The following is a 12,291-nucleotide window of genomic DNA, read 5'->3' on the forward strand; positions in this document are numbered from 1 at the left end:
ATGACCGCCGGCGACTGGTGCGGGCGGTTTCTCGGGGAGCGGACGGTCGGGTGGACCGACCGGGACGTCATCCTGTTCGCGCTGGCCGTCGGTGCTCGGGCCGACCAGCTTGACCTCGTCTTCGAGGAGCGGCTGCGGGTGCTGCCGCCGTTCGCGCTGACGCTGGCCCAGTGGGCGCCGGACCAGCTCGGCGCGGCGGGCGCGTTCGAGGTCGGCACGACGCTGCACGGCGCCCAGCGGCTGGAGGTGCTGGCGCCGTTGCCGACCGAGGGCGAGCTGACCATGGCGGCGCGGGTCGGTGACGTGTGGGACAAGGGCGGCGCCGCGGTCTTCGAGATCGTCGTGGAAAGCGCGTACTTCGTGGCTACCTGGTCGCTGTTCGCGCCTGGGGCGGGCGGTTTCGGGGGCGCACGCGGCCCGGGGCGGCCCCCGTCGCCCGCTGCTGAGCCGGCCTGGGCGGGTGAGCTCGCCGTCGCGGCGAATGCCGCGGTTCTTTACCGCCTGCTGGGGGACAGGCACCACATCCACGTCGACCCGGCCGCCGCGGCGGCGATCGGGCAGGAGCGGCCGATCCTGCATGGGCTGGCTACTCTCGCCGCGTCGACACTCGTCGTCGCCGCGCGGGCCGGGGCACATCCGGCAGACCTCACCCTGGTGGAGGGGCGTTTCGCCGGGCCGGTCCTTCCGGGCGAGACCCTGGCGCTGCGCGGCTGGACTGATGGCGGGTTCGACGTCCGATCATCGCGGGGCCCAGCACTCGACGCCGGCCGAGCGCTGTTCGGCTGACGGCGCTGCGGGTGTCCGCGGTGCCCCGGTTCGTTTCGCGGTTCCGCGGTTCCGCGGAACCGCCCAGGTGTCACGGACGGAGAGCCACCGGCGGGAGGTGCGTTGCTCGCGGTTCTGCGGAACCGCCCAGGGCGTCATCGGAGAACCGTTCATGCGGGAATGCGGAATGCGAGGTGGAAAGGCTCCATGAAGTTCGATGTCATCCTGCCGGGCACGAGCCATCTCCCGGACATGTATCCCTGGGCCCGGCACCTCTCCCCGCCGCAGATGCGCCAGATGCTGACGGTGCTGGACACTCTCGGCTTCGCGAATGTGTCCGTCTCCGAGCATCTCGGCATGCCGGACGCCGAGGTCGGGCGACTCGGGCCCTACTGGCAGGACGCGCTGACCGTGCTGGCGTTCATCGCCGCCGCGACCGAGCGGATCCGCCTCGACACGGCCGTACTCGTCCTGCCCTATCATCATCCGCTGCGGCTGGCCAAGGCGTTGGCGACCATCGACGTCCTGTCCGGGGGACGGCTCGGGGTGTCGGTCGGGGTCGGCCATGCGGAGGCGGAGTTCACCGCGCTGGGCGTCCCGTTCACCGAACGCGGTGCCATCGCGGACGAGATCCTCGCGGCCCTCGACGCGCTCTGGAGCAGCGATCCGCCCCGCCATCAGGGAAAGCGTTTCGCGATCGAGGGGCTCGCGATCGAGCCGAGGCCGACCCGGAAACCGCGCCCGCCGATCCGCGTCGGGGGGAACTCCCGGCCGGCGCTGCGCCGGGCGGCCCGGTATGACGGCTGGCAGCCCAATCCGGTCGGCTTCGAGGCCACCGGGATTCCGCCGCTGCTCGACTACATCCGGGCCCAGCCCGACTTCGCGGGCAAGGAGCAGACCTTCGACGTCAACTGGCTCAAACCGCCGGCCGGCGTCGAACCGGCCGGTGGGTTCACCGCCGCCGGCCCCGGCGAGCGCCGGGCCTACCGCGAGCGGCTCCTCGAGGCTTATACGGAACAGTATCCGGCGCTGGGAATCACGCGAACCTCCGTCGAGCAGCCGCGCGGGGTCGACTCCCTGGCGGAGTACCTCGATTTCCTCCGGTGGTTCGCGGCGGAGATCATTCCCGCCGTGCCGGGGCGCGGCGCTGAGTGAGATCGATTCCGTCGGGCGCAGCGGAGGGAGAACAGCACGGTGTCCTTCACCATCGACATGTCCGGGAAGGTCGTCCTGGTCACCGGCGGCAGTCGCGGGGTCGGCGACGGGATCGTCGAGACGTTCCTGCGGGCCGGCGCCGAACTGGAGATCTGCGGTCGCCGGACCCCCGGCTCGCTGCGTGAGGTCGCCGGGCGCCGGCCGCATTTCAGCCCGGTCGACGTCCGGGACGCCGCGGCGGTCCAGGCCTGGGTGGCCGACATCGCCGAGCGCCGCGGGCGCCTCGACATCGCGGTCAACAACGCGGGGGGCTCCCCGTACGCGCCGCTGGCGACATCGTCGGCGCAGCTGTACGGCAAGATCGCGCAGTTGAACTTCATGGCGGCGGTGCATGTCGCGCACGCGGTGCATCCGCTGCTGGCCTACGCGGGGGAGGGCGTGCTGCTCAACATCACCTCGATCTCGGCGCGCCGGCCGAGCCCGGGCACCGCCGTCTACGGCGCGGCGAAGGCGGCAGTGGAGAGCCTGACCGGCAGCCTGGCGGTCGAGTGGGCGCCGCGGATCCGGGTGAACGCGGTGCGCTGCGGCATCGTCGCGACGCCGGGCTCGATGGACCACTACGGTGACGCCGAGCAGGTCGCCAAGGTCGCGGCCACGATTCCGCGCGGGGTCTTCGCCACCCCCGCCGAGGTCGGCGCCGCCTGCCTGCTGCTCGCCTCGCCGCTGGCGAGCCATGTCACCGGCGCCGTCCTCAACGTCGACGGCGGCGGCGAATGGCCGGCGTTCCTGCAGCACACCCCGAACGGCTGAGAACCCCGAACGGCTGACGCACCCCGCCCGAGAGCGGTCCTCAGCCGGGGACCTCGCGGTCGCGGGCCGCGGTCGGGTCGATGACGGTGCGGATGAGCTCCAGCTCGTGGTCGTCGGGCAGCCGGGTGGTGCCCGCCGCGGAGGCGTCGAGCTCGAAGGCGGTGTTGGCCGCGACCTCGTCCGCGCTGACCCCGGGGTGCAGGGAGCGGACCCTCATCCGGCCCCGCTCGTCGTAGTCGAACACGCCGAGGTTCGAGATCACCACACCGAGGTTGTGGAACCGCAGCGAAGTGCTGGTGTGTGCCCGCGCGCGGTCGTTGCCGACGCCGGAGACGACGTCCACGGCCGGGACGAAGACGCGGGCGGTGTGCCTGGCGACCCAGTAGTCGGTGCGGTGGTTCACGGTGTTGCCGGGCGCGCCGCGGACCCCGATCAGCGCCCGTTCCGGTCGCCGCCAGTCGCCGATCGCGGAGATGTTCTGGTTGCCGTACCGGTCGACCTGGCTGGCCCCCATCATGCTGTGGCGGCGCCCGGAGCTCAGGATGTCGAAGATCCGCCGGAAGGGCACCCAGCCCTCGATGGTCCCGCCCGCGGCGGCGGTCCGGCCGAGCGGTGGCGGATCGCTCATCAGGAAGGCCTCGCCGTCGGAGAGAACCAGGTCGGGGGAGTGGGTGAGCCGGGCGAGCCGGACGCCGACGGCGGGGATCGTGCCGACCGCGTGGGCCAGCACCTCGCCGGCGCCGCGCCAGGCGTCGGCGCAGGCCACCGCGCAGATCTCGGCCCGGGTGGCGCCCGTCCGGCCGGCGTCCGTCCGGCCGGCGTCCGTCCGGCCGGCGTCCGTCCGGCCGGAGTCCGTCCGGCCGGTCGTCGTCATGGCTTCCCTCCGGCGGCAGCGGCGCTCGCGCGCAGCTCCTCGACGGCCCCCTGGTAGCCGGCGTCGTCCACGGCGAGGAACCGTTCGGTGAACTCCCGCCAGGACTGCTCGTCGCGGGCCGCCCGTGCGTAGGCGGCCTGGAAGGGCTCGTCCCGGGCGTAGTCGGGTTCGCAGCTGGTGAAGTGGGCGCCGCCGAGGGCTTCGACGACGCCGGTCACGAACAGCCGGCTGACCAGCAATGACTGCACGGGGGCGGCCGCGGTCAGCTCGGCGGTGGCCACGATCCGCTCGACGCTGAGGTAGCAGCGGTCGGCGGCCATCGCGAACAGGTCGTCGAAGTACGGGTCCGGGCCGAGGTACTGCCCGTTGCCGTGGATGTCGCCCCGGTTGAGGTGGATGAGCGAGACGTCGAGGCGGATGCCGGGCACGGCGACGTACACGTCGTCGTCGTAGGGCGACGCGACCGTGCGCAGCTGTGGGTTCATGGCCATGACGTCGCTTTCCAGCCCGGCCCGGGTCGGCAGGAAGGAGAGCCGGCTGGCACCGGCGCGCAGCGCGGCGACGAACATCCCCTCGTCGTATTCGGACGTCGCGACGGAGCCGTTCTCGCGGGCGGCGCGGAAGTGCGGGTCGAGCGGGATGCTGTCGAGGGAGACGAAGCCGTAGACAACCCGTCGCACCCGGCCCGCGGCACACAGCAGGCCGACGTCCGGGCCGCCGAAGGAGACCACGGTCAGGTCCTTGATGTCGGTGCGCAGAAGGTCGCGCACCAGGGCCATCGGCTTGCGCCGTGAGCCCCAGCCGCCGATGCCGATGGTCATCCCCGACTCGATCTGCTGTGAGACGTCTGCCAGGGACATGGTCTTGTCCCGCACCTGACCTCCTCCGTCGGATGCATCGAGCTGTCGGTGTTGTCAGCGGGGGTCGTTGTCAGTGGGGGTCGTCAAGGAGCAGCTTCCGGTGCTCGTGGGCCTGGCCGAAAAGCTGGCCGGTGGCGTGCGCCCGCTTGAAGTAGAGCTGGGTGTCGTCCTCCCAGGTGATGGCGATGCCGCCGTGCAGCTGGATGGACTCGCCGGCGACCGCCGCGAACGCCTCGGAGCACCACGCCTTCGCCAGCGCGGCCCGCAGTGGCAGGTCCGCGGGGTCGTGGGCGGCGGCCCAGGCGGCGGCCCAGGACATCGACCGGGATGTCTCGACCGCGACGAACATGTCGGCGGCCCGGTGTTTGAGCGCCTGGAAGGAGCCCAGCGGGCGGCCGAACTGGACCCGGTCACGCAGATGGCGGACGGTTCGGTCGAGTGCGCGCTGGGCCCCGCCGACCTGCAGCGCCGTGACCGCGGTCGCCGCGACGGCGTGCAGGTGGCGCAGCGCCGGCCCGACTCGGGCGTCCTCGGACGTCAGCGCGACGGCGGGGACCTGGTCGAAGGCGACGGTCGCGAGATCCAGGGTCAGGTCGAGCGCCCGGACGCGGATGCGGGTGACTCCGGGGCTGGCCGGGTCCACCTCGAACAGGCCCAGGCCGTCGGGGGTCTCGGCGACCGCGAGCAGGATCGCGGCGTATGAGCCGTCCAGGACCAGGGTTGAGCGGCCCGACAGCCGCCACCCGCCGTCGCAGGTACCGGTACTGGTACCGGTGTCGCGGCCGGCCGGTGTCGCCCGGACGCCCGCGCCGTCCGTCCGCCAGCGGCCGGTGCCGTCGGCCCAGGCGAGTGCCCCGACCGTGCCGTCGGCCAGCGCGGGCAGCAGTCGTTCGCGATGCTCGGCCCCGGCGGCGCCGAGCACCGCCTGCGCGGCGAGGATCGCGGAGCCCAGGTAGGGCGTCGGAGTCAGCGTCGCGCCGAGCTGCTCGAGGATCACGTGGCTTTCCAGCAGCGTCGCGCCGGCACCGCCGTACTCCTGCGGGATGGCCAGCGCGGCACCGCCGATCTGGGTGCACAGGGTCTTCCACAGGATGTCGTCGTAGCCGAGGTCGCTCGTGGCCGCGGCGCGGGTGCCCAGGGCGGCGGCCCGGCGGTCGACCAGCTGGCGGACCGCGCGGGCGAGCTCCTGCTGTTCGTCGCTGGGAGCGAGGCGCATGGTCAGGCCCCCGGCTGGGACATCAGGGAGCGCAGGACGCGGGCCCGGTGGTCCGCGGGTGTGCCCCAGGCGCCGACGAGCGCGCGGACTCCGAGAATCCAGATGCTCAGGTCACATTCCAGGGTGTAGCCGATGGCGCCGTGGACCTGCAGCGCGGTGCGGGCGGCCCGCAGCGCCGCCGTCGAGGCGAGCACCTTCGCCGCGGACACCTCCCGCGCCGCGGTCGCGGAGTCCGCCGCGGTCGCGGCCCCGGCTCCAGCCTCGCCGGTGGTGTCCGCCGCGAGCTCGAGGGCGGCGCCGTGCAGCAGCGGGCGGGCGAAGTCGAGGGCGACGCGGACATCCGCGAGCGCGTGCTTGACCGCCTGGTACTCGCCGATGGCCCGCCCGAACTGGCGGCGGGCGCCGACGTACTGGACGGACTCGGCGAGCAGGCGCTCCCCGGCGCCCACCAGGATCGCCGTGGCGGCGAGGGCGGCCCGATCGAGCCCGGCGCGCACCGTGCCCTCGCGTAGGCCGGCGACCGGCGCGCCGCCGGTCAGGACGTGCAGCCGCCGGGCCGGGTCCACCGACCGCAGTGCCTCGCCCGGCCGCCCGCGCAGCAGCACACGGTCGGCGACGCGGTTGACGACGTCAACGCTGTCGACGAGGTAGGCGTGGGTGGTGACGTCGCAGTCCAGGGCGTAGGGGACGGTCGGCGGCAGGGCGAAGGTGACCCGCGCCGCGCCGTCGGCGATCTCGGGCAGCAGGTGTTCATCCGCAGTGGTGCGCAGCAGGACCGGGGCGAGGGCCACCGTCTCGACCCAGGGCCCGGGAACGGCGTGGTAGCCGAGCCGTTCGAACGCGACGGCCAGGTCGAGAGGGCTGCCACCGAGGCCGCCGTGCTCCGGCCCGATGGCGAGGGCCGTGACACCGAGCTTGGCCAGCCGCTCCCACAGCGCGATTCCCGGGCCGGTTTCACCGTCGGCCCACGCCCGGTGGGCGGCTGGTACGTCCGAGGCGGTGAGCAGGTCGTCGAGCGCAGCGGCGAACGCGCCCTGTTCCGGGGAGAGCGAGAACCTCATGCGCCGGCCCGCCGGCTGTCCCCGCGGGGCAGGCCCAGCACCCGCTCGGCGACGATGTCGCGCTGGATCTCGTTCGTCCCGGCGTAGATCGGGCCGCCGAGGGCGAACAGGTAGTCGTCGAGCCAGGTTCCGCCGGCCGGTGCTCCCGGGCCGCGCAGCTCCTGGTCGGGGCCGAGCAGCTCCAGGGCGGTCTCGTGCAGGTCGACGTCCAGCTCCGACCAGAACAGCTTGTTGACGCTGCCGGCGGGGCCGATGCCCGCGCCGGCGCGGAGCCGGTCGACGGTTCCCCAGGTGTACCAGCGGTAGGCCTGCGCGCCGATCCAGGCGTCGGCCACCCGGTCCCGCAGGTGCCCGGCGTCGGCGCCGCGCTCCTGCCACAGCTCGAGCAGGCGCCCGGCGGCGGCGAGGAACCGGCCCGGGGCGCGCAGGGACAGCCCGCGCTCGTTGCCGGCGGTGCTCATCGCCACCCGCCAGCCGTCGCCGACCGCACCGAGGACGTCGGCGTCGGGCACGAGCACGTCGTCGAAGAAGATCTCCGCGAAGCCGGCGTCGCCGTCGAGCTGCGCGATGGGACGGACGGTGACCCCGGGGGCGTCGAGCGGGAACAGGAAGTAGGTCAGGCCGCGGTGGCGCTCGGCGCCCGGGTCGGTGCGGAACAGGCCGAACCCGCGGTCGGCGAACGGGGCCCGGGAGCTCCACGTCTTCTGCCCGGTCAGCAGCCAGCCGCCGCGCTCGTCGTCGCGGCGCGCCCGGGCACGCAGGGCCGCGAGGTCGCTGCCGGCCTCCGGCTCCGACCAGGCCTGTGCCCAGACCTCGGTGCCGTCCGCCATCGGGCGCAGGTAGCGCTGGCGCTGCCGCGCGGTGCCGTGCTCGAACAGGATCGGGGCGAGCAGCGAGATGCCGTTCTGGGCGATCCGGGTCGGTGCGCCGCTGAGGTAGTACTCCTCCTCGAAGATCACCCATTCGGTGAGCGTCGCGTCGCGCCCGCCGAACTCCGCTGGCCAGGCGACGACCGACCAGCGCGCGGCGGCCAGTGCCCGCTCCCAGGCCCGGTGCTCGGCGGCACCGGCCGGGGTGTCCATCGACGGCAGCCGGCCGGGGCTGTTCCGGGCCAGCCAGGTCCGCGCCTCGGCGCGGAACGCCAGCTCCCGCGGGGTGAGCTCCAGGCTCATGCGTCGCCTGCCGTTGCCCCGCCCGCGGCAGCCTTGTCCGCGGCGGCATCGTCCGGCATGGCCTCACCAGCCACCTGCCTGTTGGTGCGGGCCATGGCCTTCGCGTCCAGGCCGCCGAGGGAGTCGGTGCCGACCTCGGCGTTGTGCGCGTGCGCGGCGTGGTGCAGGCCGAACGCGGCGTCCATCCCGGTGCGCAGGCCCTGGATGTCCTCGATCTGGTTGACGGCCTTCTTCGTGAGCGCGAGGCCCAGCCTCGGCATCGCGGCGATCCGCCCGGCCATCGCGAACACGAAGTCGGCGAGCTCGGCGCGGGGCACGACGTGGTTGACCATCCCGAGCTGGTGCGCCCGCCACGCCGGGAAACGGTCGCCGGTGTAGAGGAACTCCTTGGCCGCCCGCGGGTTCATCACCCAGGGGTGGGCGAAGTACTCCACCCCCGGGATGCCCATCCGCACCACCGGGTCGGAGAAGAAGGCGTCGTCGGAGGCGATGATGAAGTCGCAGCTCCAGGCCAGCATCAGGCCGCCGGCGATGCAGGCGCCCTGCACCATGGCGATCATCGGCTTGGGGATCTCGCGCCAGCGCCGGCACATGCCGAGGTAGACCTCCGACTCGCGGGCGAAGCGCCCGTCGAGGCCGGGCCRGCCGACGTGGTCCCACCAGATCACGGCCCGGCGGTCGAAGGTCTCGTCGATGTCACGGCCGGGGGTGCCGATGTCATGCCCGCCGCTGAAGTGTCTGCCGTTGCCGGCGAGCACGATGACCTTCACGCCGTCGTCATCGGTGGCGCGGACGAAGGCGGCGTCCAGCGCGTAGGTGACCTTCGAGTTCTGCGCGTTTGTGTACTGCGGGCGGTTGACGGTCACGACCGCGACCGGGCCGCGCACCTCGTAGGTGACGACCGCGCCGGTGTCGGCGACGGGCTCGTGCGTCGTCAAGGTCACGCCTCCAGGCTGTGCGGGACTCCGGGCGGTGCGGGTCTCCAGACTGTGCGGGCCGGCCGTGACCGTACCAAACAAGTGCTTGGTGGGATAGTGTGTGGCCGCCCGCTGCCGGCACCGGACGGTGGGCCGGGAGGTCGCCATGGATCTGACCAGTTCCGTTGCCGACGAGGAGTTCCGTCAGCAGGTGCGGCAGTGGCTCGCCGAGAACCTCGTCGGAGAGTTCGCCGGCCTGCGCGGGCTGGGCGGCTCCGGCCGCGAGCACGAGGCGTTCGAGGCCCGGGTGGCCTGGAACCGGCACCTGGCCGCCGCCGGCTGGACGTGCCTGGGCTGGCCGGTCGAGTTCGGGGGGCGTGGGCTCAGCCTGGTCCAGCAGGTGATCTTCCACGAGGAGTACGCCCGGGCCGACGCGCCGGCCCGGGTGAACCACCTCGGCGAGGAGCTGCTCGGCCCGACGCTGATCGCGCACGGCACCGACGAGCAGCGCGCCCGTTTCCTGCCCGGCATCGCCGCGGCGACCGAGCTGTGGTGCCAGGGCTACTCGGAGCCGGACGCCGGCTCCGACCTGGCCTCCGTCCGCACCCGGGCGCGGCGCGACGGCGACCAGTGGGTGATCGACGGGCAGAAGGTGTGGACGTCGCTGGCGCAGCAGGCCGACTGGTGTTTCGCCGTCGTCCGCACCGATCCGGGCTCGCGGCGCCACGCCGGCCTGTCGTACCTGCTGGTGCCGATGGACCAGCCCGGGGTGCAGGTCCGTCCGATCGTGCAGCTGACCGGGACGTCGGAGTTCAACGAGGTCTTCTTCGACGGTGCGCGGACCGCCGCCGACCTGGTCGTCGGTGCCCCGGGTGACGGGTGGCGGGTGGCGATGGCGACGCTCGGGTTCGAGCGTGGGGTGTCCACCGTCGGCCAGCAGGTCGGTTTCGCCCGGGAGCTGGACGCGGTGGTCGCCGAGGCGCGGCGCACCGGCGCGGTCGACGACCCGGTGCTCGCCGATCGCCTCGCGCGGGCCCGGCTCGGTCTGGAGGTGCTGCGCACCCACGCGCTGCGGACGCTGAGCGCCCACGACGCCGGTTCCGCGGTGCCGGCGGCATCGATGTCGTCGGCGTCGTCGTCGTCGTCGGTGTCGGCGGCATCGGCGTCGGTCTCGAAGCTGCTGTGGGGGCGCTGGCACCGTGACCTCGGCGAACTGGCGATGGCGGTGCGCGGCGCCGCCGGCCTGACCGTCGCGGAGCCGCCCTACGGCCTCGACCGGCTGCAGGCGCTGTACCTGTTCAGCCGGGCCGACACGATCTACGGCGGCTCCGACGAGATCCAGCGCAACATCATCGCCGAGCGGGTGCTCGGTCTCCCGAAGGAGCCACGCGGTTGACCAGCGCGTCCGGAACCAGCAGCGGTGGCGGGCCGGCGGAGGTGCCGCCGCCGTACGTGCCGCCGACGCCGCCGTACGTGCCCGGGCATGGGCTGCTCGCGGAGCGGACGGTGGTCGTGACGGCCGCGGCGGGCGCCGGCATCGGCGCCGCCGTGGTCCGCCGCTGCCTGGAGGAGGGCGCCCGCGCCGTGGTGCTCAGCGACACCCATTCCCGGCGGCTCGCCGAGGCGACCGAGGCCCTCGGCGCCGAGTTCGGCACCGAGCGCGTCGCATCGCTGGTCTGCGACGTCACCCGCGAGGCCGACGTCGCCGCCCTGATCGACGCGGCGGAACGGTTCGGCGGGGTCTCCGTCATGATCAACAATGCCGGTCTCGGTGGCACCGCCGCCATCGTGGACATGACCGACGAGCAGTGGTCGAAGGTCCTGGACGTCACCCTCAACGGCACGTTCCGCTGCGTGCGCGCCGCCGCCCGGCGGATGATCGAGCGCGGTACCCGCGGTGTCATCGTCAACAACGCCTCGGTCGTCGGCTGGCGCGCCCAGGAGGGCCAGGCCCACTACGCGGCGGCGAAGGCCGGCGTGATGGCGCTGACGAGGTGCGCGGCCATCGACGTCGCCGCGCACGGCATCCGGGTGAACGCGGTCGCCCCGAGCCTGGCGATGCACCCGTTCCTGGCGAAGGTGACCAGCGCCGACCTGCTCGCCGAGCTCCGGGGCCGGGAGGCGTTCGGCCGCGCCGCGGCGCCGTGGGAGGTCGCGAACGTCATGGTCTTCCTCGCCAGCGACTACTCGTCCTACCTGACCGGCGAGGTCGTCTCGGTCAGCAGCCAGCATCCGTAGCCGGCATCCGTGGCCGGCATCGCTTCCGCAGCCGGCATCCGTGAGCGACGGGAGACTCAGGTGGGTCAGGCCTACATCATCGACGCGGTGCGGACACCGGTCGGCCGCCGCGGTGGCTCGCTGGCTCGGGTGCACTCCGCCGACCTCGGCGGGCACGTGCTGCGCGCGCTGATGCGGCGCACCGGGATCGACCCGGGCGCCGTCGACGACGTGATCTTCGGCTGCACCGACACCCTCGGCTCCCAGGCCGGCGACGTCGCCCGGACGTCCTGGCTGGTCGCCGGCCTGCCCGAGCACGTCCCGGGGGTGACGGTCGACCGGCAGTGCGGCTCCAGCCAGCAGGCGGTGCACTTCGCCGCGCAGGGCGTCCTGTCCGGGACGGCCGATCTCGTCGTCGCCGGCGGGGTGCAGAACATGTCCGCGATCCCGATCTCCGCGGCGATGACCGTCGGTGCGCAGTTCGGTTTCAGCACGCCGTTCGCGCAGTCACCCGGCTGGCGGGAACGCTACGGCGACCAGGAGGTCTCCCAGTTCCGCGCCGCGGAGATGATCGCCGAGAAGTGGGGCGTCTCCCGCGAGCAGATGGAGCAGTTCGCGTTCGCCAGCCATCAGCGTGCGCTCGCGGCGATTGACGAGGGCCGATTCGCGCGGGAGATCGAGCCGGTCGGCGACTTCGCGGTGGACGAGGGGCCGCGCCGGGAGACCTCGATGGCGAAGATGGCCGGCCTGCGCACCCTGACCGACGGCGGCCGGCTCACCGCCGCCGTCGCCTCCCAGATCAGCGACGCGGCCTCGGCACTGCTGGTCGCCTCCGAGGCCGCGGTGCGCACCCATGGGCTGACCCCGCGGGCCCGCGTCCACCACCTCAGCGCGTACGCCGACGACCCGGTGTGGATGCTCACCGCGCCGATCCCGGCGACCCGGCGGGCGCTGGAACGCGCCGGGATGTCGATCGACGACATCGACCTGTTCGAGGTCAACGAGGCGTTCGCCTCCGTCGTGCTGGCCTGGTTGCGGGAGACCGGCGCCGACCACTACCGCACCAACGTCAACGGCGGCGCCATCGCGCTGGGGCATCCGATCGGTGCCACCGGCACCAGGCTGATGGCGACCCTGCTGCACGAGCTCGAACGCACCGGCGGCCGCTACGGCCTGCAGGTGATGTGCGAGGGCGGCGGCCAGGCAAACGTCACCATCATCGAACGCCTCTGACCGTCGCCGCT

12 protein-coding genes are annotated in these 12,291 nt (G+C 73.5%); 6 read left to right on the forward strand and 6 right to left on the reverse strand.

The window, feature by feature from the left end:
• From CcI49_RS19160 to CcI49_RS19170, 3 genes are all read left to right on the forward strand, one after another.
• The gene (locus tag CcI49_RS19160) at positions 1-786 is read left to right on the forward strand and encodes a MaoC/PaaZ C-terminal domain-containing protein (RefSeq protein WP_076828272.1); all 786 of its coding nucleotides are present in this window, start codon (positions 1-3) and stop codon (positions 784-786) included.
• Between the two features lie 186 nt (positions 787-972).
• Complete coding sequence (locus CcI49_RS19165) at positions 973-1,920, forward strand: TIGR03619 family F420-dependent LLM class oxidoreductase (protein WP_054569894.1); 948 nt, start codon at positions 973-975, stop codon at positions 1,918-1,920.
• Between the two features lie 39 nt (positions 1,921-1,959).
• Entirely contained in the window at positions 1,960-2,730 is a 771-nt protein-coding gene (locus CcI49_RS19170; RefSeq protein WP_116437447.1) for an SDR family oxidoreductase, read from the forward strand.
• A gap of 40 nt (positions 2,731-2,770) precedes the next feature.
• Here CcI49_RS19170 and CcI49_RS19175 read toward each other — a convergent pair whose 3' ends face one another.
• The 6 genes from CcI49_RS19175 to CcI49_RS19200 are packed head-to-tail and all read right to left on the reverse strand — an operon-like array spanning position 2,771 to position 8,851.
• The gene (locus tag CcI49_RS19175; protein ID WP_241840139.1) at positions 2,771-3,604 is read right to left on the reverse strand and encodes a CoA-transferase; all 834 of its coding nucleotides are present in this window, start codon (positions 3,602-3,604) and stop codon (positions 2,771-2,773) included.
• Entirely contained in the window at positions 3,601-4,479 is an 879-nt protein-coding gene (locus CcI49_RS19180; RefSeq protein ID WP_116437448.1) for a CoA-transferase, read from the reverse strand. The genes CcI49_RS19175 and CcI49_RS19180 overlap by 4 nt, the downstream gene beginning before the upstream one ends.
• 55 nt (positions 4,480-4,534) lie before the next feature.
• Positions 4,535-5,680 carry an acyl-CoA dehydrogenase family protein gene (locus CcI49_RS19185; protein ID WP_076828274.1) on the reverse strand — a complete coding sequence of 382 codons (1,146 nt, stop codon included), beginning with the start codon at positions 5,678-5,680 and terminating at the stop codon, positions 4,535-4,537.
• Between the two features lie 2 nt (positions 5,681-5,682).
• Positions 5,683-6,741 (reverse strand): acyl-CoA dehydrogenase family protein, encoded by a 1,059-nt coding sequence (locus CcI49_RS19190; protein WP_076828276.1) that lies wholly within the window; start codon positions 6,739-6,741, stop codon positions 5,683-5,685.
• Positions 6,738-7,913, reverse strand: coding sequence for an acyl-CoA dehydrogenase family protein (locus CcI49_RS19195; RefSeq protein WP_076828278.1), 1,176 nt, complete (start codon positions 7,911-7,913; stop codon positions 6,738-6,740). Before CcI49_RS19195 ends, CcI49_RS19190 begins: the two co-directional genes overlap by 4 nt.
• Positions 7,910-8,851, reverse strand: coding sequence for an enoyl-CoA hydratase (locus CcI49_RS19200; protein WP_198955572.1), 942 nt, complete (start codon positions 8,849-8,851; stop codon positions 7,910-7,912). The genes CcI49_RS19195 and CcI49_RS19200 overlap by 4 nt, the downstream gene beginning before the upstream one ends.
• A gap of 145 nt (positions 8,852-8,996) precedes the next feature.
• On the opposite strand from CcI49_RS19200, the gene CcI49_RS19205 reads away from it, so the two are divergent.
• The 3 genes from CcI49_RS19205 to CcI49_RS19215 are packed head-to-tail and all read left to right on the forward strand — an operon-like array spanning position 8,997 to position 12,280.
• On the forward strand, positions 8,997-10,226 hold the full coding sequence (locus CcI49_RS19205) for an acyl-CoA dehydrogenase family protein (protein ID WP_076828563.1): 1,230 nt from the start codon (positions 8,997-8,999) through the stop codon (positions 10,224-10,226).
• 41 nt (positions 10,227-10,267) lie between these two features.
• A complete protein-coding gene (locus CcI49_RS19210) occupies positions 10,268-11,068 on the forward strand; it encodes an SDR family oxidoreductase (RefSeq protein WP_076828561.1) in 801 nt (266 codons plus the stop codon).
• A 60-nt stretch (positions 11,069-11,128) separates the two neighbouring features.
• Complete coding sequence (locus CcI49_RS19215; protein WP_076828566.1) at positions 11,129-12,280, forward strand: acetyl-CoA C-acetyltransferase; 1,152 nt, start codon at positions 11,129-11,131, stop codon at positions 12,278-12,280.
• Positions 12,281-12,291 lie beyond the last annotated feature (11 nt).

The organism is Frankia sp. CcI49 (genome assembly GCF_001983215.1).
Classification (GTDB): Bacteria; Actinomycetota; Actinomycetes; order Frankiales; family Frankiaceae; genus Parafrankia; species Parafrankia irregularis.

Bases quoted from the DNA above. Each gene is read 5' to 3' on its own strand.
- CcI49_RS19160 (WP_076828272.1), top strand. From the start codon at position 1: ATGACCGCCGGCGACTGGTGCGGGCGGTTTCTCGGGGAGCGGACGGTC.
- CcI49_RS19165 (WP_054569894.1), top strand. From the start codon at position 973: ATGAAGTTCGATGTCATCCTGCCGGGCACGAGCCATCTCCCGGACATG.
- CcI49_RS19175 (WP_241840139.1), bottom strand. From the start codon at position 3,604: ATGACGACGACCGGCCGGACGGACTCCGGCCGGACGGACGCCGGCCGG.
- CcI49_RS19185 (WP_076828274.1), bottom strand. From the start codon at position 5,680: ATGCGCCTCGCTCCCAGCGACGAACAGCAGGAGCTCGCCCGCGCGGTC.
- CcI49_RS19190 (WP_076828276.1), bottom strand. From the start codon at position 6,741: ATGAGGTTCTCGCTCTCCCCGGAACAGGGCGCGTTCGCCGCTGCGCTC.
- CcI49_RS19195 (WP_076828278.1), bottom strand. From the start codon at position 7,913: ATGAGCCTGGAGCTCACCCCGCGGGAGCTGGCGTTCCGCGCCGAGGCG.
- CcI49_RS19205 (WP_076828563.1), top strand. From the start codon at position 8,997: ATGGATCTGACCAGTTCCGTTGCCGACGAGGAGTTCCGTCAGCAGGTG.